The sequence below is a fragment of the Enterocloster lavalensis genome (assembly GCF_046603895.1).
Classification (GTDB): Bacteria; Bacillota; Clostridia; order Lachnospirales; family Lachnospiraceae; genus Enterocloster; species Enterocloster lavalensis.
Genome location: NZ_CP176637.1, coordinates 4627824 through 4647927 on the forward strand (window position 1 = coordinate 4627824; position 20104 = coordinate 4647927).

The window sequence follows — 20104 nt, forward strand, 5'->3', positions numbered from 1 at the left end:
AGTATCCGGTAAGGAAGTTAAGTTGCTTCGGACCCGGAGACAATGATGTCAGGAGGGTGGACAAATGGTAGAATTTTTAGGGGATGTTTTGTATGATTTGAAGGAGTTTTCGGACACGCGCTTTGAAGTGGTGGCGCTGTTTCGGATGATCGTGGCCTCGATCTGCGGCGGGCTGATCGGATTGGAGCGGGAGATGAAGGGAAGGCCTGCGGGACTTAAGACCTTTTCCCTGGTCTGCGTCGGGGCGACCCTTGCCATGATCACCAACGAATACATATCCAGGAACTTTGGGGGCAGCGGCGATTTGGCCAGAATGGCGGCCCAGGTCATCAGCGGAATCGGTTTCCTCGGCGCGGGCACCATCATTGTGACCGGCACCAACCAGGTCCGGGGGCTCACCACCGCTGCGGCGCTTTGGGTGACGGCGGCGTTAGGAATCTCGATTGGCGCCGGATTTTACTTTGGCGCGTTCGGCGGCGTTGGGGTGATTTTCATGTCGTCCATGACCTGCAAGATAATTGACCGTATGGTGATGGGGACATCCCGCATCATGAAGATTTACGTCGAGGGAGTCAAAGAGGAATTTATGCTGTTGCTGATTCAGTATTTTTACGATCAGAATATCCGGATTGTAAATCTGGTCAGGCGTTCCGAGAACAAATGGTACAAGAAGGACACCTGCGTGATGATCGAGCTGGATCTGGGAAAACGGCAGAAGCATGCACGGATTCTGGAGGATATCCGAAAAATGGAAGGACTCCGGTACGTGGAGGAGATCAGAACCTGATGGAATTATAAGATGAATCAAACGAGACCGGTCCGCTGGGGCCAGTCTCGTCTTGTGAGAGGCGTTTTACAGCTCGCCGTCCAGGTAAACCCGTGATCCGGTGGCGCCCCGCTGCCCCTGGTATTTCCCATTATAAGGGTTCAAGGCCATGGCGTCCATCTCAGCGAACACCAGCTGTCCCACCCGCCGCCCGGCCTTTAATTCGATGGCGCAGCGGTTGGCGTTGAACAGCTCCAGGGTGATCTCGCCTTTGAATCCCGGGTCCACCCAGCCGGCGTTCTGGATAAACAGACCCAGCCGTCCCAGAGAGCTTCTCCCCTCCACAAACGCCGTCAGGTTGTCCGGCAGTTCAAAATACTCCATGGTGGTGGCCAGCACGAACTGGCCGGGCAGGAGAATATAGGTGTCGGTCCGGATGGTTTTATAGCTGGCCGCGGTTTCCAGGGAAATCACGCCGGTGGACAGGTCCTCCACGATGCTGAAGGTGCTTCCCAGGCGGATATCCACGCTGGCAGGCTGGATCTGCCGTTCCTCAAGGGGGGAGATCACCAGGGTCTTGTCCGCCAGCAGCTTCATGATCGTTTGATCCGATAAAATCATAGCCGTTTCCTCCAATGTACAATATCTATCATCTTATCGCATAAATGCCGCGGATTCAAGCGGTGTTCTGCCTGGCGGACATTGTATTTGCAGGAATTTTTTGGTACCATACAGATATGGCGGCGGAGCCAAACACACTTGAGGAGGAATTACCATGGGAATGTTCGATCGATTAGTCCCCAAAAAGAAACAGCCCCCAAAACCGCAGCAGGAGTTCAGACAGTACATCTCCGGCGCGGGGGCCTGCATTGTGAGCAAGTCCGTGTTGGAGCGGAGAACTGCGCTGAGATGGTTGTTCCGGGAGGACAACGGGATCGGAAACGGGTGGGTCGCCTTCGGGGCTTCGGATACCCAGGAATACCTGGATCAGGCGGAAAATCTGGCGGTGGTGGACTTCAACACCCTGGCCAACGTTGAACCCGCGGTGCTGAACGTGCTCTATCTGCCGGTGGGCGCGGACCTGGAATTCAAATCGGATCAGAGCGGGAAATATTTCGTGGACACCAGGACCGGAAAGGAGATACGGGAGCCGGTGAAGCATCCGGGCCAGGCCGCGTTTGAGAAGAATCTGAAATTTTTGAACCAGACCAGTTATCCCGCGGAATTTTTCAGGGGATTATTTGAGAAGGATGATCTGCTGGAGCCGTTTGTGATCGGCGAGGCGGACTTCCCCAGCGGTGAAATCGTGCTGGCGGACCCGCTGGTATATCTGGGCGACCGGAAATATTCTACCTTCCTGAATCGGACCATACCAGCGGGCGCTTACCCGGTGGAGCTGAGTATCTGCTGCTCGCCCATCGTGGGACTGCGGGTCGCAGCGGCAAAATTAAAGATCAGCAGCCGGCCCGTCAAAGGGTATGAGCTGGCCATGCCCAGGGGATACACCGTGGAACAGCTGAATCAGCCGGGTGTTTTCAGCTTTTTTGGAGTGGATGCCGGGATGGCCTGCTTCTGCGACGCCGCGGTGGCGGATGAATACGCCCGTTTCCTTGAAAAATGGTCCGGTGAGAACCCCGGCAAGAACCGGTACGACGATTATTTTGCCCAGGAGTTCCGCCGCAGCTACGAAGCACATCCCCAGGTCCAGAGGGAGGGCGGAGATTTTGTGGTCTGGAAATTGCCGGAGAGCGGGCACCGCATCGCTATGTTTGCCAGCGGAATGGGCGACGGAATCTACAGCGGCTACTGGGCGCTGGATACAGAGGGGGAGCCGGTGGAGCTGATCGTCCCGTTTATGAATCCACCGTATTTCCGGGGATGATGTTTGAAGGAAAATGAACCGTTTGTAAGAGGAACGCAACAGGGAGAGATGCCGTCATCTCTCCCTGCATCTATTATAAGCCTTATTTTCCCGGATTTCCAGACTTTAAATGTGAAAATTTCTGTAGTAAACTCTAAATTCACGGAAAGGAGATGGGGATATGGCGTATATGGGATATGAGGCGGCGGACCTGCTTCCTCTGGTACAGGAGTTGACGGAGCGCTATACCAGTAAGGCGAGCACCTCCGTGCCCTGGGAGACGGCGCAGCAGCTGATGGAAGCGGTGCTCTACTGCATCGGCGAGACGCAGGAGACCGGAAGCGGGCCGGGACAGAACCGGGAATTGTCGGGCGGTGAAATGCTGACGGCGCGGGAGGCCTACGACCTGGGATACCGCCTGGTGATCCGCAGGACGGAGGAGGCCCGGAAGCTTTACAACAAATGGATCGTATCCTTTAACGGGTATGGGTGCAGCGTTTACCGCAAAACAGTGACGCGGAACATCCCGGGATTCTTCAAATGGTACGACCCGCGTTTTAATCCGCAGCAGGATTTTACAGGGCTGGACTATCCGGTTCCCGGGGATCTTGGAAAACGGCCGGGGATCGACCGGGTGGACCGCTATCTGGCCTGTATCTGGGCGGAGCAGCGCTTTCTGGGGAGTCTGTCCCCGGACTACGTCGGAGCAGTGTTGACGGCCCGGGGACAGGGCTGGCGGGACCTGCCGGTCAATCTCGGTGAGATTGTGCTGCGAAAGATCCTGGTCCATCTGCTGCTGGGAATCTCGCCGGAGGAGACAGCGCTGGAGCCGGACAAGTATGAAATGCTGGCCGCGGCGGTGGAGACTGTCTCCGGGGAGCGTTTGGCGGAGAGACTGCGGGGGCTGTCGCGGCGTCTTGCCGCCCGGTATTTTCCGGGAGACGAGGCGCTGGCGGCTTACCTGGACTGCTATATTCCCGGGATTGCGGCGGAACTGGCAAACGGGGCGGCGCACGGCTGCCTTCAGCGGATTGTTTAAGGGAGAACGGTATGGAGAATATGTTAGAACTGCTTTTGGCGGAGCAGCGGAAGGCGGATTTACAGAGGATTTTGAGATGCAATGAAAAGACGGGGCAATACGGCCTCGCATTGACCGAAAAGGACGCCCGGGAGCTGATGGCCTGCCGGGAGGATTCTTTGAAAGAGAGCAGGAGAGTCGAGTTCGGGGAGAGTATTCTGCCCGCTGTGATTGAGGCTTTCTGCGATTCGGCGTACATCCATCAGGACCAGTATGTGGAGGTACTCGGCCAGCTGCAGGAACTATTTTACATGTATAAAAATGAATCTCAGGACGAGCTGACGGACGCAGAGCTGCTGGACTTTATGCGGAGGCAGTTTGAGAACATCTGCTTCGGGGACCTAGACTACCTGAGCGGCACCTGCCTGGAACGCTTCGCCCGGGCTGTGCGCTCCGGCTGGCAGTGTGGCATGCAGCGGGGCCGCCGCGACGAATATTCTCTGGGGGAAGCGGATAACGATTATGGGGAGCTGGACGAGGAGACGCGGTGGGAGTATGAGGTTTATCGGGTGAAGTTGGAGGACGTGGAGTAGAAGTGGGGCCGAGGGGGAGACAGATGATGAGTTCACAGATGATGTAAAGGAAACTTGACAAGATGGAGTTTTTGCTCTATACTGAATGTAAAGGAACCTTTACAAAATGAAAGGAGGAAGCGCTTGAAAAACAGAGTGGAACAGCTGCGCAAGGAGATGGGCCTGAGCCAGGAGGAGTTCGCCCGGGCGCTGCGAGTATCGCGGCAGACCGTCAGCTCCATCGAGAATGGGAAATATAACCCGTCGCTGGAGCTGGCCTTCCAGATCGCCGACTTTTTTCAGAAAACCATTGAGGAATTGTTTTTGTGGAAGGAGAATGATCAATGAAAAGAAGTTATCTGTGGACAGGAGTTGCGTATTTTGTGGCAGGATTACTGCTGGCCGTAGCGTCCGCGGCTGCATCCGGGAAGCTGCAGAGTTTGTTGGCCGGTTTCGCGGGCGGTGGGATTTTCGGCGGTCTGGCGACCATGGGACGATACTATTACTGGACCCGGCCCGGCCGTGTGAAGCGTTACCAGGAGAAGCAGGAGGAGGAAGAAATCTGCCTGAAGGATGAGCGCAATGAGATGCTGCGGGACAAAGCGGGGCGTTACGCGTATATTCTGTCCCTACTGGTACTGGCTGTATCCACCGTTCTGTTTTCCGTTCTGCACGCACTGGAGATCGGTCATTTCTATGGGTTGATTATGTATCAGAGCGCGCTTCTGGTGTTCCTCTATGTGGCGGGAATCTGGATTTACCGGTGGTTGAAAGCGCGCAACTGAGCGGGGATCGCAGGGATAATTGTTCCTGTGTGGGAAAATGCCCTGGGCCAAAAAACCTCGGGTACGAGATGCTCCCCGGGGCAGGATGTTCACCTGGCCCAAACGCACCACGTACAAAATCTCTGCCCTGCGCCAGGTAAACCGGCGGTAGACAAAAACGCCCGCCAGGTTGATTTCCCCTCCCTTGTATTCCGGGCGGCGGTAGCTTACACTTAATGCAGGAGGTGGAAACATGAACATTGGCACGACGATTGTGAATTTGCGGAGAGAGAAGGGCGTGACCCAGGAGCAGCTGGCCAGAGCCGTGGGCGTCTCAAAACCGGCGGTGAGCAAGTGGGAGACCGGGCAGAGCTGCCCGGATATCCAGCTCCTGGCGCCCATTGCCCGGTATTTTGGCGTGACCATCGACGCCCTGCTGTCCTTCACCCGGGCGCTGCCACGGGAGGAGGCGGACCGGTTGGTGAAAGAGATTCCCGGTATATTCGAGCGGGACGGTTTTCAGGCGGGGATGGAGCGCTGTGCGGCCCTGGTGCGGGAGTACCCGGACAGCCAGTACCTGAAGCTGAAGGTAGCTGGGCTCTACACCACCTGCGTCCTGCATTTCCGGGAGGAGGATCGGACGGAGGAGAATCTTGCACGTTTCCGGGAGTACGCCCTGGAGCTGCTGGAGGAAATTTTGTCCGGGGGCGAAAGCAGATATTGGGTGCAGGCCAAGGGGATTGCGGCCTGCTGTTATATGCAGAGCGGGGACTACGACCGCGCGGAAGCTTATCTGCGGGAGCTCCCCGTCCCGGAGATCGACCCGGACAGCCTGCTTCCCGCGCTCTGTCTCTACCGCGGGGACTGGGAACAGGCCGCGGCCGTCAGCCGCAGGGTGATCAGGCGCTACGGCAATATGGCGCTGCAGGGGATGGTGACGCTTCTGCGGTCTGCCTGGGAGCTGGAGGATTGGGACACGGTGCGCTGCGCCTCAGAAGCCAGCAAAACGCTGGAGGAAATGCTGGGCTTCAGGACCGGAACCGGATGGCATTACAAGCTTCTGCTGGCTATGAGGGAGAAGGATAAACAGGCGGCGGGAGCGTGTTTTGAGCGGTATGTGGAGACGCTGGTGGCCGGAATCTGCGGCGAGGCGGAGGGCTATGGACGGGTGGATGGCCACGGACCAGCGGATGTTCACGGGGAGGCGGATGACCACGGACAGGCAGACGGCCACGGACATGCGGACGTTCATGGGGAGGCGGACGGCCACGGGCCTGCGGACGTTCACGAACAGACGGATGTCCAGAAGGACGATCCGCCCTACGACCGGTCAATACGTCTGGCTGGGCCGGGAAATACCATTGACCGCAAGGACCGCATTCTGATTCTGGAACAATACCGCCTTTCCTTCGGCACGGAGGAACCTTACCGGACTCTGGTGGGCACCGGGGCCTATGAGCGCGGCATGGAGAAGCTGAGAAACACCATTCTCAGACAAAAGGAGGGCGGAAATGGAGCGTGAGCGGATGGTCTGTCTGACTTTGGCCGCACTGTGTGCGGTTTACGGAATTTACCAGATGATTCTGCTGCTGCGGCACCGCAGCCATACCGCGGATGTGCAGGCGGTGGTGATGAGCGTTTCCAGCGCCCTGCCGGAGCGCGTGAAGCGGAACAATTCCAAGTGGGCTCAGGTATCCTATCAGGTCGATGGAATTACCTACCGTCCCCTGGAGCGTGTGCAGGTGCCCATGGCCTCTGTGGTGGGAAGCCGCGTCACCGTGCATTACCGGCTGGATGATCCAGGACGCATTGCGGTGTTTTCCAGGACCAGGCTGGCGGCCTCCGCTATATTGGCGGTTGTACTACTGATTCTGGGCGCAATATAAGACCATACAATAAAACAGCAAATCAAAATGACAGGGGGGACACGTCTTGACTGAGAACGGCATTCCATTTCCATACAGAAATAAAGCCGAATAGCAGGACGGACCCCCATGGAGGTACAGAATGGGTGAATTATCAAAGCAGCCGAATATCGGCGCGGTGGTGGAGGAGCAGTTGAACCAGGTGGGAATCACCACGCTGGAGGAATTGAAGGAGGCGGGAAGCCGTCAGGCATGGCTGCGCATTCTGGCGATTGACAGCTCGGCCTGCATCCACCGGCTCTACTCGCTGGAAGGCGCAATACGGGGAATCAAAAAATCCCAGCTCCCCCAGGACGTGAAGGACGATCTGAAGGAATTCTACAACCATGTGAAGGGAAAGCCGGGCAAACAAGCGAAATAATCTCCATGTCAGGAAAACGCGCGAAAGTGCCTCATTTCATTGGTGGCGTTCCTCCGCCATCTGCGCTACAATCGGGATATACAACGAATGGAGGAGGAACCGGCTATGAGTTTAGGCAATCACTTATTCGACGCGAGAAAAAACAAAGGACTGTCCCAGGAAGCGGTTGCTGAGAAACTGGGCGTCAGCAGACAGACCATCTCAAAATGGGAGACCGACGAGACTCTGCCTGATATCCGGCAGTCGAAGCGGCTTGCGATGCTGTATGGTTTATCCCTGGACGAACTGATCGAATTTGACCTGGACATCAGGGAAATACAGGACGTCATCGACAGAACCAGCGAAACGGTGTCCGAAAAAATAGACTGGACAGAGGCGTGGAGCAGAAAATATCCCGTGCTGGCCCGGTACCAGAGCGAGGTGGATATCCCCTATTACGCGGCGGGTCTGTGGAAACTGCTGATCGATCTGGAAAAGAAATACGGCTATAACGACCTGGACGCCTTCCTTGTGCTGAAGGATATCCTGGCCGTGGTCTGGAAGAGTAGAAAAGCACAGCAGAAATAAATTCCAGTTGACAAACCCTCGGGAAGCCTGCTATAGTAAAGAAAATATTTTTGATTGGAAGTGTCTTTTTGTTAATTGTATCTGAGATGGAACGCAGCTAACTGAATGCGAAGGGTAAGAAAAGGTCCGCCGTGGCGGATGTGTTTTTTCTGTACCCTGAATCCAGAACAGATCGATGACAGCGGACATGGAATGCCCATGCACGTATCTGCTTTTGGTACCGCATGGGCTTTTTGCGTTCCATCCTTTTTCGTATCCGAATATAGATAATAGCCAGATGAAAAGGAAGGAAACAGATACAATGAACACTACATTTGACACACTTGGATTTACTGAAATAAAAGACATGCTGGCTCAGCGCGCCATTTCCCCGCAGGCGAGGGAAATACTGTTGGCGCTGCGTCCCTTTTACTCTGAGTCGGAACTGCGCCGGAATATGCGGGAGACCACCCAGGCGCGGCAGATGCTGGATCTGGTGGGACAGCCGCCGTCCCCGGTTATGGAGCGGACAGAGCAGTGCCTGGAGAAGGCGGTCCGGGGTGAAATGCTTCTGCCCGAGGAGGCGGAGGGCGTCGGCATGTTCCTCACGGCGGTCAGCCGGATGCGCTCCTACCTGGAGCGGGGAAAAACGTCGGGAATCGCCCTGGCTTACTACACGGAGAACCTGCATCCCCTGGAGGAACTGAGGGAGGAAATCGGGCGGACCGTCCGCGGTGGGCAGGTTGACAGCTTCGCCACGCCCTGCCTGTCCCGCCTCAGAAGGGAGCTGGAGGCCCTGGAGGAGAAGATCAAGGAGAAGGCCGAGGGGCTTCTGCGGGTGAAAAAGAGCTGCATGGCCGAGTCCTTCGTGGTGCAGCGCAACGGCAGAATCTGCCTGCCCGTCAAAAAGGAGTACAAATCCAGGGTGGAGGGCAGCGTGATCGACCGCTCCTCCTCCGGGGCCACGCTGTTTATCGAACCCGCCGCCCTGTCCCGGCTGCGGGAAGAGCTGGAGGTGCTGCGCATCGAGGAGGACTGCGAGGTGCGCCGCATCCTCTACCAGCTGACCGACGAGATCGCGGGATACGAGGAAGTGATGCGGGATAATCTGCGCATGCTGGTCAAGCTGGACGTGATCTTTGCCCGGGGCAAACTCAGCTCCGATCTGGGGGCGGTGGAACCGGAGATCAACACGGATGGGCGCATAGAGCTTGCCGGTGCGCGCCATCCCATGATTCCGGCTGACACTAATGTCCCGCTGGATTTCCGGCTGGGCGGCGGGGCCCGGGGAATCGTGATCACCGGGCCCAACACGGGCGGAAAGACCGTGGCCATCAAGACCGTGGGACTGTTCGCATTGATGGCGGGCAGCGGCCTGCACGTCCCCTGCGAGCGCGCCGATATCTGCATGGCCAACCAAGTGCTCTGCGACATCGGCGACGGCCAGAATATCGCGGATAACCTCTCCACATTTTCGGCTCATATCCAAAATGTGCTTGATATCCTAAAACGGGTAACACGGGAGAGCATCGTGATCCTGGACGAGCTGGGCTCCGGCACGGACCCGGCGGAGGGCATGGGCATTGCCGTGGCCATTTTAGAACAGCTGCGGGAGAGCGGCTGCCTGTTTCTGGCGACCACCCATTATCCCGAGGTGAAAACCTACGCTGCCGGGCACGAGGAGATTCTGAACGCGCGGATGGCATTTGACCGGGAGAATTTAAAGCCGCTCTACCGGCTGGAGATCGGAAAGGCAGGGGAGAGCTGCGCCCTCTACATCGCCAAGCGCCTGGGCATGCCGGATGACATGCTGGAGATGGCGGCCCAAAGGGCCTACGGCGGCATTTCCCGGGAACTGAAAACGGAGCTGCGGCTGGAAGAAGGCCAAAAAGTCCGCCTGCCCAAGCTGCCATCGCCCACCCTTGAGAAGATGCAGAACCGAAAAGCATTGCAAAACCGTTACAGTTCCTTCAATCGCGGGGACTCGGTGACGGTATACCCGGAGCAGGTGATCGGCATCGTGGTGAAGCCCGAGGACGACATGGGAAATGTGCTGGTGCAGGTGAAGAAGGAAAAGCGGCTGATCAACCACCGCCGCCTGAAGCTGAAGGTGGCGGCCTCCCAGCTGTACCCGGAGGACTACGATTTTTCCATCATTTTCGACTCGGTGGAGAACCGGAAAGCCCGTCATCAGATGGGCAAACACCATGTGGAGGGACTGGTGATAAACGCCGGGGCGGACGGGGAATGATAGTTTCCGCCGCCGCGGCGCATACTAAGGGAATCAAGTGACAGAGAGGAACACGCCGATGAAGTTTGATTCCGTTTACTACGAGCCGGACAGCCTGAAATACCCCCTGGGAATCCACCTGCGGGAAATGTTTCAGGACCTGCCCTGGATTCCCATCGAAAACCACAATTCCATCAAGGAAATGCAGGAGAAGCCCAACTCCGAGTTCGGGCGGATGAAGCGTTTCCTGATCGTGGGGACCAGGAAAACCCACAAATACGTGGAGAACCACAAGGTGTCGGACTACCTGGTCCCCTACACCTCCTCAGGATGTACGGCCATGTGCCTGTACTGCTACCTGGTCTGCAACTACAATAAATGCGCCTACCTGCGGCTCTTCGTGAACCGGGAGGACATGCTGGACCGGCTGATCAAACGCTCATTCAAGAGCGAGCGCCCCCTGTGCTTTGAGATCGGCAGCAACAGCGATTTGATCCTGGAAAACACCATAACGGGGAATCTTTTATACACGATTCCCAGGTTCGCAGAGGAAGGCCGGGGAAAGCTCACATTTCCTTCGAAGTTCCACATGGTGGACCCGCTTCTTACCCTGGACCACCGGGGAAAGGTGATTTTCCGCATGAGCGTGAATCCTCAAGAGGTGATCAGCCGGATTGAGCTCGGCACCTCCCCGTTAAAAAAGAGAATCGAGGCCGTGAACCGGATGTGCGAAGCAGGATATCCCTGCGGCCTGCTGATCGCCCCGGTGATCCTGGTGGAGAACTGGCGGGAGCTTTACACCGGCCTTCTGGAGGAACTGAGACAGGGACTTTCAGAGAAAATGAAGGGCCAGATGTTTTTAGAGATCATTCTCATGACCTACAGCTACGTGCACCGCGCCATCAACGGGGAAGCGTTTCCCAATGCGCCGGACCTCTACGACCCGGAGCGCATGACCGGCCGCGGCCGGGGCCGGTACTGCTACCGGCAGGAGAGCAGGGAGGAGTGCGAAGCGTTTCTGCGGGGGGAGATCGGACGGATTTTGGGGGATGTGCCGATTTTGTATATCAGTTGAGGGAACAGGGGGGGCACCCACTGCCCATTGCAATCAAATATCAGGGACCGGTACCCCCGGAGATGAGCGTTCATCCCGGGGACACCGGTCCCCTTTTTATGTCTGCCCCAGTGGATTGTTTGAAAAATACTCTTTCAGATGTCCAATGTAGGCCATATATGCGTCGAAATGGCGGCATTCCTCGCTGTAGATCAGGTTTGTCTTGTACAGGTAGGGAGAGCCGTCTTTGTGGTAGATGGGCTGGTGATAGAGATTGTCCGAAACGTCGATGCGCAGGTTGGAGATGATGGCCCAGCCGAAGCCGGCCTTTACCAGATTGACCATGTTGCGGGAGTCCCCGTACACCTGCACCTGGGCCGCAGGCGGCGTACCTCCTTCAAAATGGTCGCTGATCCACTGTTCCATCTGAAGCGTCACCGGCGAGCGCATGCAGTTGCTCACAAAAGGCCGGGTGCACAGCATCTCTTCCGTGACGGGCTCCGAGGAGATGATTTCCAAAGGCTCCTCAAATATCTCCACCGACGGGCCGTTCCACTCGTGGGGGCCGCGGATCACCGCCATCATCAGGCGGTTGGTATCCATCATGTTGCGCAGATTCAGGCTGGGTTCCACCGTCAGCGTCACCTTGATTTTGGGGTATTGGTCGCAGAACTGCCGGATCTGGGGGACCAGAAACTTGTTCAGGAACGTGCTGGTCACTCCGAGGTTTACCAGGCCGGACAGTTCCCCTCCCTTCTGGCGTACATAGGAGGCGATGTCCTCCTCGTACTGAAGCATCAGGCTGGCAAAGGTGTACAGCCTGAGCCCGGCGCTGGTCAGCGTCACGCCCTTGTTATTGCGCAGAAATAGAACCTCATCGAATTCCTGCTCCATCCTGGTCAGCCGGTAAGATACGGCCGGCTGGGAGATGAACAGCTTCTCTGCCGCTTTGGCCATACTCCTGTCACTGTACAGCGTTTTGATCAAAAGCCAGTCAATTTTATCCATACGATCCCCCCTTCCGATCATTTGTTTCCGTGCAATAAACGTTGTTTATTGCGAACATAATTATTATATTCTTGTTGGAAAACTCAGTCAAGTGTAAACTGGATTTATGCAGAAACACTACATATTAGTCGAAAGATTTTGCAAAACCGTTATTTTGCACAACAAACCGTTCTGAGAAAGGAGTGTAAACAACAGTTATGGGTGAACACAAAAAAGAGGTTTGCGTTCTGGCGGCTGCCGGAATGCTGGGTTCTTCCTTTGACAAAGTCGGATTTTATCATGCGCTGGAGCAGAATCCCGACGTGATCGGCTGCGACTCCGGCACATCGGATTCCGGCCCCTTCTATCCCGGCGCGGGAAAGCCGCGCATGAACCGCAGAGCTGCAAAGCGGGACCTGGAACTTATGATTACCGAGGGTGTCAAGCGGGGAATCCCGGTACTAATCGGCTCCGCGGGAACCGCGGGGGCGGACCCCAATGTGGATTGGCTGGTGGAAATTGCCAGGGAAATTGCGGCGGAGCAGAAGCTGCACTTTAAATTAGCTGAAATCAAGACGGAGCTGACTCACGACCAGCTCCAGCATTACATGGAGGAGGGCAGGCTTCATCCTTTGGAGGGAGCCCCGGAATTTACCGACCGTGATCTGGATTCCCTGGCCCGTTGCATCTCCGTGATCGGGGCGGAACCTTTTATCAAGGCCCTGGAGGACGGCGCCCAGGTGGTCATCGCCGGACGGTCCACGGACACCTCCATCTTTGCCGCGGTTCCCACCATGTACGGACTGGGCAACGGATTTGCCTGGCACGCAGCCAAGGTGCTGGAGTGCGGAACGCTGGCCACCGTGTTCGAGAAATACCATGGGAGTATGCTGGCCTGGATACGGGAAGATTCTGCGAGTATCGAGCCGGGGCATCCTGAGATGACCGCATCCCCGGTATCCATTGTGAGCCACACTCTGTATGAGAACACCAACCCATTCCGCCTGCCGGAACCGGGGATTGTGATGGAAACAGAGGACGCCTCCTATGAGCAGGAGACGGAGCGCAGAGTGAAAATCACCGGAACCAAACTGACCAAAGCGCCTTATACGGTCAAGCTGGAAGGCGTGAAATTCGAGGGTTACCGGCGGGTAGCAGTGGCCGGAGTATCTGATCCCCTGATCTTAAAGCAATTTGACAGCTGGCTGCAGACCTGTGAGCGGGATGCGCGCAACAAAATCCGCGCGGGTATGGGCCTGGAGCCGGAGGAGTACCGGCTGCGGCATCTGGTCTATGGCAATCCCAAGGACCCCGACACAGAGTGCGTGGGCATAGTATTCGATATCATCGCCCGGAGTCCTGAGGAGGCGGACGGCGTCATTTCCAACGTATGGCACACAGCCCTGCACGTGCCGATCCGGGATTGGGAGGGCGCCCAGAGCCAGGCGGCGTTCCCGTTCTCGCCGCCGACCCTGATGACCCAGGAAAACGGCGCGACCTACTCATTCTGTCTGAACCACGTGATCGAAGTGGACGATCCCCTGGAGACCTGCCGCTTCACCTACTATGATCTGTAAGGAGAGCTTGACGTGAAAAAATTATATGAATTGGCGAAACTGATCCGTTCCAAGAACGCGGGCCCTTTTATGGAATCCATTGACATCCTGTTCGCGGATCGTGAGACCTACGATAAGGTTCTGGCTACCGGAGCGCTGTCCACAGCTGCCGTGGCTGAGTTGTACAAGGTAGATGAAAGCAGCGTCAGCCAGCACAATCTTCCGCTGGCCAATGCGGTCAAGTTCTCATTTCCGCGCAGACATCCGTCCGGCGATTTTCTGGACGACGATCTGTACGGCTGCCAGCAGCACCGCCCGATGGTCAATCTGGAAATTCCGTTGGATTGAGGCCGGCGGCTGAGAAACCATAGACAGAATAAAAGAAATGGGGGAAATTATAATGAAATCCAAAAAATTGATGCGTATATTATCCGGTTTGGTGAGCGGAGCTATGCTCCTGTCCCTGTGCGCCTGCGGCGGCTCTGGCGGTTCCGGCGCTAAGGAATCCCCGGCCCCCGCAGCAACGGAAGCTGCAAAGGATGCGGGAAGCGAGGCGGTCAAAGAGGCCGGAACCGAGGCGGCCGCCTCCGGCTTTCAGTTTGACCACCGCATTGAGATTATGGTTCCGGGAGGAGAGGGAGGTGGTCTTGACACCACGGTCCGCAAATTTGCCACCTATCTGGAGAAGGAGCTGGGCGTATCCATCGTGGTCAGCAACCGCTCCGGCGCTTCCGGGATCACTGGCTATACCTGGAGCCACAACCAGCCGGCGGACGGATACAAGTACCAGTTTACCGCCCCCTCCGCCATTATTGCGGCGGCTCAGGGGCAGTGTGAGTTTGATTTGATGAGCGAGATCGTTCCGGTCAGCGGGCTGGTCATGGCGGAAGGCATGTTCTTTGCAAGCCCCAAAGCGCCGTTTAAGGACGTAAATGAGATGATCGACTACTGCAAGGCCAATCCCGGCAAAGTGACCGTCGCCACCGATTCCCCCAACGGAATCAGCGGAGCGATTATCAATGAATTCTGCGACCAGGCGGGCATTGAACTGAAGTGGATCACTTCTGAGTCCAATGAGGGTACCATTTCCGTGATCGCAGGGGATGTGGATCTGGTTATCAATACCTGGAGCGACGCGGGCGCGTATGCGGAATCCGGCGATCTGGTGCCTCTCGTAGTGATGGCGCAGCAGCGCAGCGACATTTACCCGGATGTTCCCTGTTCCGGTGAGCTGGGCTATACCTCCGATCTGGGCTTCTACCGCGTATTTACCGCGATGAAGGGAACGCCCCAGGAGGCGGTGGACGCGTTTGAAGCGGCGGTGCACAAGGTTGCGACCACCAACGCCGAGTGGGCCCAGTGGCTGGAAATGAACGGTATGGGAAATACCTTTGTCTGGGACGCCGACGAGCTCTCGGAAATATTGCAGAACACCTACGACACAGCGGTGGAAATGAACAAGAAATAAGCGGTCGACAATACCTCAGAAAGGGAGAGAAGCATGGGGGAATTACTGTTTAACGGCGGGCTTTTGATCTTCTTCATCGCCATGTTCATCTATTCCGGCCAGATTGAGATCTGGGAGGGGTACTTTGGGGCCAGATACTGGCCGATGATGCTGATTGTGTTCGCCATTCTGATCTTTGCCGCGAAAACCTATACCATTTTTAAAAAGCTCCCCAAAGCGGAGCGGCGGTTTTCGCCGGAAATATTTCACCTGAAGGAAACGGGTGTGAAAAAGCTGCTTGCCTCATTTGTATGGGTGTGCTTTTACGCATGGCTTCTGCCTTATGGCGGTTATGTGCTGTCCACGATCCTGTTTGCCATGGGCCTTTCCTGGCTGCTGGGAATGCGCAGCATTCCAAAAATGTTCCTGTCCGCCCTGGTGGTTACCGCCATCATTTACGCCGTATTCGTCTGGGGGCTGGATGTGATGCCGCCGCGGGGAATCGGGCCTATCTACGAGTTCAGTTCGTGGCTGGAGTATCTGATTTAAGGGCGCGGCGGGCGCGGGGCGGATGAACCGCCCCGCACATCCGGTTGACTGACATATTGCAAAGGAGTGTGAGCGATACTTATGGATTTATTGATGACCGGCATTCAGTCGGTATTTCAGCCCATGATCCTGCTGTGGATCGCCGGCGGCGTGTTGATGGGCGTTATTTTCGGGGCGCTGCCCGGAGTCAGCGCCACCATGGCTATCGTGCTGTGCATCGGCTTTACCTACTCGATGCCCCCGGTGGTGGCCATCGCCTTTCTAAGCGCGGTGTACTGCGCGGCCATCACCGGAGGCAGTATCACGGCAATTCTGTTCAAGATTCCGGGAACGCCCTCCAGCGCAGCCACGGTTCTGGACGGATATCCCATGGTGCAGAGGGGAGAGGCTGGCAAAGCCCTGTCCATTTCCCTGATCTGCTCTGCGCTGGGCGGCCTGGCCTCCGCGATCATCATGTTCGCGCTGACCCAGCCCCTGATGAAACTGGCGCTGAAATTCAGCTCCTCGGAGCAGTTCGCCGTGTGCTTCCTGGGTTTGAGCATTCTGATTTTCCTGGACGAGGACAACAAACTGAACACCTTCGCCTCCGCTATTATTGGTTTGTGGCTGGGCACCATTGGTCTGGACAGTTTTTCCGCGGTTCCGCGTTTCACCTTCGGCACCTCCAAGCTGTTGGACGGAGTCGAGGCCCTGCCGTTTATGCTGGGTATGTTCGCAGCGGTGGAAATATTCAGCCAGATCCGCAAGCCTTCGGACCGCAGCGCCTATTCCAGCGACAAGCAGGCGGATATTTCCCGGCTGGTGAGCCTTAAAGAGATGCTGGCGATGAAGTGGACGGTGCTCCGCTCCGGTGTTTTGGGAAGTATCGTGGGCATTATGCCGGGAGCAGGCGCGACCATCGCCTCCTGGCTGTCCTATACGGTTGAAGCAAAGTGCAGCAAACATCCTGAAATGCTGGGCAAGGGCGATCCCCACGGAATCGCAGCGTCTGAGACCGCCAATAACGCGGCTACCGGAGGCGCCATGGTGCCGCTGCTGGCCATGGGTATTCCGGGCAGCAACGCGGCGGCCATGATGATGACGGCTCTGGCTATTCACGGCGTCCAGATGGGGCCCATGCTGTTGAAGGCCCAGCCGGAATACCTGTCCGCCACATTCATTTCCATGATTCTGGCCAATATTACCATGGTGTTCATTTCTCTGGGCGTGGCGAAGATGTTTGCCAAAATCCTTAAGATCCCCTATTATGTGCTGGGAACCTTTATCATGCTGCTGGCGATCACGGGCTGCTACGCGTACCAGGGAAATATGACGGACGTGTATCTGATGATTTTCGGAGGAATCTTCGGGTATTTCTTTAAGAAATACCATTTCAGCACTTCGGCGCTGATTCTGGGCCTGGTGTTGGGCCCGATGACGGAGCGCCATTTCCGCCGCGGCATGTCCATGAACCAGGACAGCCTGATGGCATTCTTTGGCCGCCCCATCACTATGGCGATCATGTTGATTTTTGTGGCAATGTACGGATATGCATTTTACAAGAGTTTTAAAGCCAAGCGTTCAAAGGCGGGTTAAAATGGTTCTTTGTCCGGCGCGGGATTTCTGGCGGCTTCCGGTTGACACCGGCGGCCGCCTTTTTTGTGCGTCCGGCAAGAATGCGCCCGGTCGCCGTGAAAAGAAGCGTCCCGCCCCCCGCCAACACTCCCGGTTGGCGTTTCTGTAAAAGTGTGGTATAGTATTGTTATTCTTTTGGAACGCTGTTGACAGCACACATTTTACAGAACGGTTTAAGGAGGCAACAATGAAACCATACAAGCGCATTTTCACCATTGTGATTGATTCCATGGGCATCGGAGACGGGCCGGATGCGGAGCGGTTCGACGATTTGGGGTCCGACACCCTGGGGCATATCGACGACCATATGCCGGAATTTGACATCCCCAATATGGCGAAGCTGGGTATCGCCAGGCTTCACCCGCTCAAACACGTGAAGTCCCCGGAGCGTATTCTGGGCTACCAGCTGCGGCTGGCGGAGACCAGCGTGGGCAAGGACACCATGACCGGGCACTGGGAAATGATGGGGCTCAATATCACCAAGCCCTTTAAAACATATACGGACACCGGGTTCCCCAAAGAGCTTCTGGATGAGCTGAGCCGCCGCACCGGCCACAAGATCGTGGGCAATAAATCCGCCAGCGGCACGGAGATTCTGGATGAGCTGGGGGAGCACGAGATCGCCACCGGGGATATGATCGTCTACACTTCCGCGGACTCGGTGCTTCAGATTTGCGGAAATGAGGAGACGTTCGGCCTGGATGAGCTTTACCGCTGCTGCGAGATCGCAAGGGAGCTGACGCTGCGGGACGAGTGGAAGGTGGGCCGGGTCATTGCAAGGCCTTATGTCGGACGCAAAAAAGGCGAGTTCAAGCGCACTTCCAACCGCCACGACTATGCCTTAAAGCCAACCGGCCCCACCGCTCTGGACGCCCTGAAGGCGGGCGGCTTTGACGTGATCAGCGTGGGTAAGATCAAGGACATTTTCGACGGCGAGGGGATTACCGAGGCATATAAATCCAAGAGCAGCGTCCACGGGATGGAGCAGACCATCGAGCTGGCGGAGAAGGATTTCCATGGGCTGTGCTTTACAAATCTGGTGGATTTTGACGCCCTGTGGGGCCACCGGAGAAATCCTGAAGGGTACGGGGAAGAGCTGGAGCGCTTTGACAAGAATCTGGGCGTACTGCTGGGCAAGCTGCGGGAGGACGATCTGCTTCTGATCACCGCGGACCACGGCAACGACCCCACCTACAAGGGCACGGACCACACCCGGGAAATGGTGCCGCTTCTGGCTTATTCCCCGTCCATGGAGGGCTCCGCGGTTCTGGAGGACGCCCCTACCTTCGGCGTGATCGGAGCCACCATCGCCGACAACTTTGGCGTGGAAATGCCGGAGGGAACCATCGGCAGCTCGATTCTGGAACAGCTGAAATAGGACGTCGCAGAAGGCCGGAGAACTGTCAAATCTTAATAAAAATGCCACTTTTTTTCCAAAGCAGGTATGGTATAATAAGGAAACATAGCTCTTATCATCGACCTGGCGGTCAATGACAAAGTATAATAAGGAAACAATACCGAGAGAAGGAGGAAAAGGATGGAAGAAAATGGAAACAACAGCAAGGGCGGCCTGTTTCTGCAATATCGTCCGGTGTTGATCGCGCTGATTGCGGGTATCTGCGCAATCATCTGTGTGAGTATTTTCACCGGAAACATTATCCAGTACAAGAAGAACGCGGGGGGCACGGGGATCACGGCCACCGGGTCGGCCAGCGTGGATTTTGAGTCCGACCTTGTGGTGTGGCGGGGAAGCTTCTCTGTGCAGGGGGATACACCCAGGATAGCTTACAGCAGTATCAAAAAGGACGGGGAGATCGTAAAGTCCTACCTCAGGGACAACGGCGTGACCGACGATGAGATGGTATTGAGCTCCGTCAGCATTTCCCCCACCTATACGTCCCAGTATGATGAGGAGGGGAGGTATCTGGGCGATATTCAGTCCGGATATGAGCTGACCCAGAGCATGACGGTGACCAGCCAGGATATTGACAAGGTGGAGCTGATCTCCCGGGACATTTCCAATCTGATCGAGTCCGGCGTGGAGCTTCAGTCCAACCTGCCGGAATATTACTACACCAAGCTGGATGAGCTGAAACTGGACCTGATCACCAAGGCTACCGCCAATGCCAAGGAGCGCATCGACCTGGTGGCTTCGGGCTGCGGCGCGCAAACGGATCAGCTTCTGACCGCCAGCCTGGGCGTGTTCCAGATCACGGCCACCAATTCCGGCACCGAGTCTTACAGCTATGGCGGTTCATTCAACACAAGTTCCCGGTTTAAGACGGCCAACATTACCGTGCGGCTGAATTATTCCGTGAAGTAAATGATAAAATTGGAGGATTAAAGGAATGGCAGACAAGAGCGCAGCAGAGTTATTTGACATGAAGGTGGCCCACGTGGGGCTTAACGCAGCAAACGACGGCGAGGCGGCCGGAGTGGCCGGCGATTTCCTGAAGCTGATGGGACTTCCCATCCGCGAGACCCCGCTGTCCTATTTTAACGGCGACCTGGTGGAGATCATGAAGGAGAACGGCCGTGGAACCCACGGACACATCGGTTTTTCCGTGAACGACGTGGAGGCGGCCATCCGTTACTTCGAGGAGCGGGGCTTTAAGTCCATCCAGGAGACGAAAAAGTTCGATGAGAACGGCAAGTGCTTCTTCACCTACTTTGAGGGGGAGATCGGCGGCTTCGCGATCCACATTGTACAGCAGTAGCGGAAACTGAGAATCTCGTGCCATCCTGGTTCCGGGAGGAGTGCGGAGATTTGCCCCGCGGGCTTTCGGGCATTGCCTGAAAACAGGGGACGGTACAGCCGGTGTCTAAGCTCAACTACCAAAATTCCCTTAGAAAC

The 20104-nt window shown here is 56.4% G+C and carries 22 protein-coding genes; 20 read left to right on the top strand and 2 right to left on the bottom strand.

Features of this window, described 5'->3' with window-relative positions; genetic code table 11:
- Positions 1–64: 64 nt before the first annotated feature.
- On the top strand, positions 65–787 hold the full coding sequence (locus tag ACK2JC_RS20670) for an MgtC/SapB family protein (protein ID WP_092367160.1): 723 nt from the start codon (positions 65–67) through the stop codon (positions 785–787).
- A 66-nt stretch (positions 788–853) separates the two neighbouring features.
- Here ACK2JC_RS20670 and dcd read toward each other — a convergent pair whose 3' ends face one another.
- On the bottom strand, positions 854–1387 hold the full coding sequence (gene dcd / locus ACK2JC_RS20675; protein WP_092367163.1) for a dCTP deaminase: 534 nt from the start codon (positions 1385–1387) through the stop codon (positions 854–856).
- A gap of 154 nt (positions 1388–1541) precedes the next feature.
- On the opposite strand from dcd, the gene ACK2JC_RS20680 reads away from it, so the two are divergent.
- From ACK2JC_RS20680 to ACK2JC_RS20730, 11 genes are all read left to right on the top strand, one after another.
- Positions 1542–2648 carry a DUF2185 domain-containing protein gene (locus ACK2JC_RS20680; RefSeq protein ID WP_320938344.1) on the top strand — a complete coding sequence of 369 codons (1107 nt, stop codon included), beginning with the start codon at positions 1542–1544 and terminating at the stop codon, positions 2646–2648.
- A gap of 160 nt (positions 2649–2808) precedes the next feature.
- Entirely contained in the window at positions 2809–3666 is an 858-nt protein-coding gene (locus tag ACK2JC_RS20685; RefSeq protein ID WP_320938345.1) for a DUF6179 domain-containing protein, read from the top strand.
- Between the two features lie 11 nt (positions 3667–3677).
- Complete coding sequence (locus ACK2JC_RS20690) at positions 3678–4238, top strand: DUF6323 family protein (RefSeq protein ID WP_320938346.1); 561 nt, start codon at positions 3678–3680, stop codon at positions 4236–4238.
- A 123-nt stretch (positions 4239–4361) separates the two neighbouring features.
- A complete protein-coding gene (locus tag ACK2JC_RS20695) occupies positions 4362–4565 on the top strand; it encodes a helix-turn-helix transcriptional regulator (RefSeq protein WP_024735778.1) in 204 nt (67 codons plus the stop codon).
- Positions 4562–5002, top strand: coding sequence for a hypothetical protein (locus tag ACK2JC_RS20700; RefSeq protein WP_227167943.1), 441 nt, complete (start codon positions 4562–4564; stop codon positions 5000–5002). Before ACK2JC_RS20695 ends, ACK2JC_RS20700 begins: the two co-directional genes overlap by 4 nt.
- A 232-nt stretch (positions 5003–5234) precedes the next feature.
- Entirely contained in the window at positions 5235–6503 is a 1269-nt protein-coding gene (locus ACK2JC_RS20705; RefSeq protein WP_320938347.1) for a helix-turn-helix transcriptional regulator, read from the top strand.
- Complete coding sequence (locus tag ACK2JC_RS20710) at positions 6493–6867, top strand: DUF3592 domain-containing protein (protein ID WP_320938348.1); 375 nt, start codon at positions 6493–6495, stop codon at positions 6865–6867. The genes ACK2JC_RS20705 and ACK2JC_RS20710 overlap by 11 nt, the downstream gene beginning before the upstream one ends.
- A 121-nt stretch (positions 6868–6988) precedes the next feature.
- Positions 6989–7267 (top strand): TfoX/Sxy family protein, encoded by a 279-nt coding sequence (locus ACK2JC_RS20715; protein ID WP_227167940.1) that lies wholly within the window; start codon positions 6989–6991, stop codon positions 7265–7267.
- A gap of 60 nt (positions 7268–7327) precedes the next feature.
- On the top strand, positions 7328–7834 hold the full coding sequence (locus ACK2JC_RS20720; protein WP_368271339.1) for a helix-turn-helix transcriptional regulator: 507 nt from the start codon (positions 7328–7330) through the stop codon (positions 7832–7834).
- A gap of 301 nt (positions 7835–8135) precedes the next feature.
- Positions 8136–10064: an endonuclease MutS2 gene (locus tag ACK2JC_RS20725; RefSeq protein ID WP_320938350.1), complete on the top strand. Its 1929-nt coding sequence runs from the start codon at positions 8136–8138 to the stop codon at positions 10062–10064.
- A 58-nt stretch (positions 10065–10122) separates the two neighbouring features.
- Positions 10123–11118, top strand: a complete 996-nt coding sequence (locus tag ACK2JC_RS20730) for an SPL family radical SAM protein (RefSeq protein WP_118756027.1) — start codon at positions 10123–10125, stop codon at positions 11116–11118.
- Positions 11119–11214: 96 nt separating this feature from the next.
- Here ACK2JC_RS20730 and ACK2JC_RS20735 read toward each other — a convergent pair whose 3' ends face one another.
- On the bottom strand, positions 11215–12105 hold the full coding sequence (locus ACK2JC_RS20735) for a LysR family transcriptional regulator (RefSeq protein WP_411337732.1): 891 nt from the start codon (positions 12103–12105) through the stop codon (positions 11215–11217).
- Between the two features lie 197 nt (positions 12106–12302).
- Here ACK2JC_RS20735 and ACK2JC_RS20740 point away from each other — a divergent pair, with 197 nt between their 5' ends.
- The 8 genes from ACK2JC_RS20740 to ACK2JC_RS20775 all read left to right on the top strand — a co-directional run bounded on the left by ACK2JC_RS20740 (position 12303) and on the right by ACK2JC_RS20775 (position 19967).
- Positions 12303–13661 carry an acyclic terpene utilization AtuA family protein gene (locus ACK2JC_RS20740; RefSeq protein ID WP_320938351.1) on the top strand — a complete coding sequence of 453 codons (1359 nt, stop codon included), beginning with the start codon at positions 12303–12305 and terminating at the stop codon, positions 13659–13661.
- Between the two features lie 12 nt (positions 13662–13673).
- Positions 13674–13988, top strand: coding sequence for a DUF4387 domain-containing protein (locus ACK2JC_RS20745; protein WP_276952511.1), 315 nt, complete (start codon positions 13674–13676; stop codon positions 13986–13988).
- A gap of 52 nt (positions 13989–14040) precedes the next feature.
- Positions 14041–15108, top strand: coding sequence for a tripartite tricarboxylate transporter substrate binding protein (locus ACK2JC_RS20750; RefSeq protein ID WP_320938352.1), 1068 nt, complete (start codon positions 14041–14043; stop codon positions 15106–15108).
- Positions 15109–15141: 33 nt separating this feature from the next.
- The gene (locus tag ACK2JC_RS20755; RefSeq protein ID WP_276952515.1) at positions 15142–15636 is read left to right on the top strand and encodes a tripartite tricarboxylate transporter TctB family protein; all 495 of its coding nucleotides are present in this window, start codon (positions 15142–15144) and stop codon (positions 15634–15636) included.
- Positions 15637–15717: 81 nt separating this feature from the next.
- Positions 15718–17211, top strand: coding sequence for a tripartite tricarboxylate transporter permease (locus tag ACK2JC_RS20760; RefSeq protein WP_302325610.1), 1494 nt, complete (start codon positions 15718–15720; stop codon positions 17209–17211).
- 226 nt (positions 17212–17437) lie between these two features.
- Positions 17438–18628 (top strand): phosphopentomutase, encoded by a 1191-nt coding sequence (locus ACK2JC_RS20765; RefSeq protein WP_107436409.1) that lies wholly within the window; start codon positions 17438–17440, stop codon positions 18626–18628.
- Positions 18629–18787: 159 nt separating this feature from the next.
- Positions 18788–19573 (top strand): SIMPL domain-containing protein, encoded by a 786-nt coding sequence (locus ACK2JC_RS20770; RefSeq protein WP_092367199.1) that lies wholly within the window; start codon positions 18788–18790, stop codon positions 19571–19573.
- 25 nt (positions 19574–19598) lie between these two features.
- Entirely contained in the window at positions 19599–19967 is a 369-nt protein-coding gene (locus ACK2JC_RS20775; protein WP_092367202.1) for a VOC family protein, read from the top strand.
- Positions 19968–20104: the final 137 nt, after the last annotated feature.

Excerpts from the sequence above, each read along its gene's own strand:
- dcd (WP_092367163.1), bottom strand. The coding sequence starts at position 1,387 with ATGATTTTATCGGATCAAACGATCATGAAGCTGCTGGCGGACAAGACC.
- ACK2JC_RS20680 (WP_320938344.1), top strand. The coding sequence starts at position 1,542 with ATGGGAATGTTCGATCGATTAGTCCCCAAAAAGAAACAGCCCCCAAAA.
- ACK2JC_RS20715 (WP_227167940.1), top strand. The coding sequence starts at position 6,989 with ATGGGTGAATTATCAAAGCAGCCGAATATCGGCGCGGTGGTGGAGGAG.
- ACK2JC_RS20735 (WP_411337732.1), bottom strand. The coding sequence starts at position 12,105 with ATGGATAAAATTGACTGGCTTTTGATCAAAACGCTGTACAGTGACAGG.
- ACK2JC_RS20740 (WP_320938351.1), top strand. The coding sequence starts at position 12,303 with ATGGGTGAACACAAAAAAGAGGTTTGCGTTCTGGCGGCTGCCGGAATG.
- ACK2JC_RS20755 (WP_276952515.1), top strand. The coding sequence starts at position 15,142 with ATGGGGGAATTACTGTTTAACGGCGGGCTTTTGATCTTCTTCATCGCC.
- ACK2JC_RS20690 (WP_320938346.1), top strand. The coding sequence starts at position 3,678 with ATGGAGAATATGTTAGAACTGCTTTTGGCGGAGCAGCGGAAGGCGGAT.
- ACK2JC_RS20705 (WP_320938347.1), top strand. The coding sequence starts at position 5,235 with ATGAACATTGGCACGACGATTGTGAATTTGCGGAGAGAGAAGGGCGTG.
- ACK2JC_RS20725 (WP_320938350.1), top strand. The coding sequence starts at position 8,136 with ATGAACACTACATTTGACACACTTGGATTTACTGAAATAAAAGACATG.
- ACK2JC_RS20710 (WP_320938348.1), top strand. The coding sequence starts at position 6,493 with ATGGAGCGTGAGCGGATGGTCTGTCTGACTTTGGCCGCACTGTGTGCG.
- ACK2JC_RS20730 (WP_118756027.1), top strand. The coding sequence starts at position 10,123 with ATGAAGTTTGATTCCGTTTACTACGAGCCGGACAGCCTGAAATACCCC.
- ACK2JC_RS20700 (WP_227167943.1), top strand. The coding sequence starts at position 4,562 with ATGAAAAGAAGTTATCTGTGGACAGGAGTTGCGTATTTTGTGGCAGGA.
- ACK2JC_RS20670 (WP_092367160.1), top strand. The coding sequence starts at position 65 with ATGGTAGAATTTTTAGGGGATGTTTTGTATGATTTGAAGGAGTTTTCG.
- ACK2JC_RS20685 (WP_320938345.1), top strand. The coding sequence starts at position 2,809 with ATGGCGTATATGGGATATGAGGCGGCGGACCTGCTTCCTCTGGTACAG.
- ACK2JC_RS20760 (WP_302325610.1), top strand. The coding sequence starts at position 15,718 with ATGGATTTATTGATGACCGGCATTCAGTCGGTATTTCAGCCCATGATC.
- ACK2JC_RS20775 (WP_092367202.1), top strand. The coding sequence starts at position 19,599 with ATGGCAGACAAGAGCGCAGCAGAGTTATTTGACATGAAGGTGGCCCAC.
- ACK2JC_RS20750 (WP_320938352.1), top strand. The coding sequence starts at position 14,041 with ATGAAATCCAAAAAATTGATGCGTATATTATCCGGTTTGGTGAGCGGA.
- ACK2JC_RS20765 (WP_107436409.1), top strand. The coding sequence starts at position 17,438 with ATGAAACCATACAAGCGCATTTTCACCATTGTGATTGATTCCATGGGC.
- ACK2JC_RS20770 (WP_092367199.1), top strand. The coding sequence starts at position 18,788 with ATGGAAGAAAATGGAAACAACAGCAAGGGCGGCCTGTTTCTGCAATAT.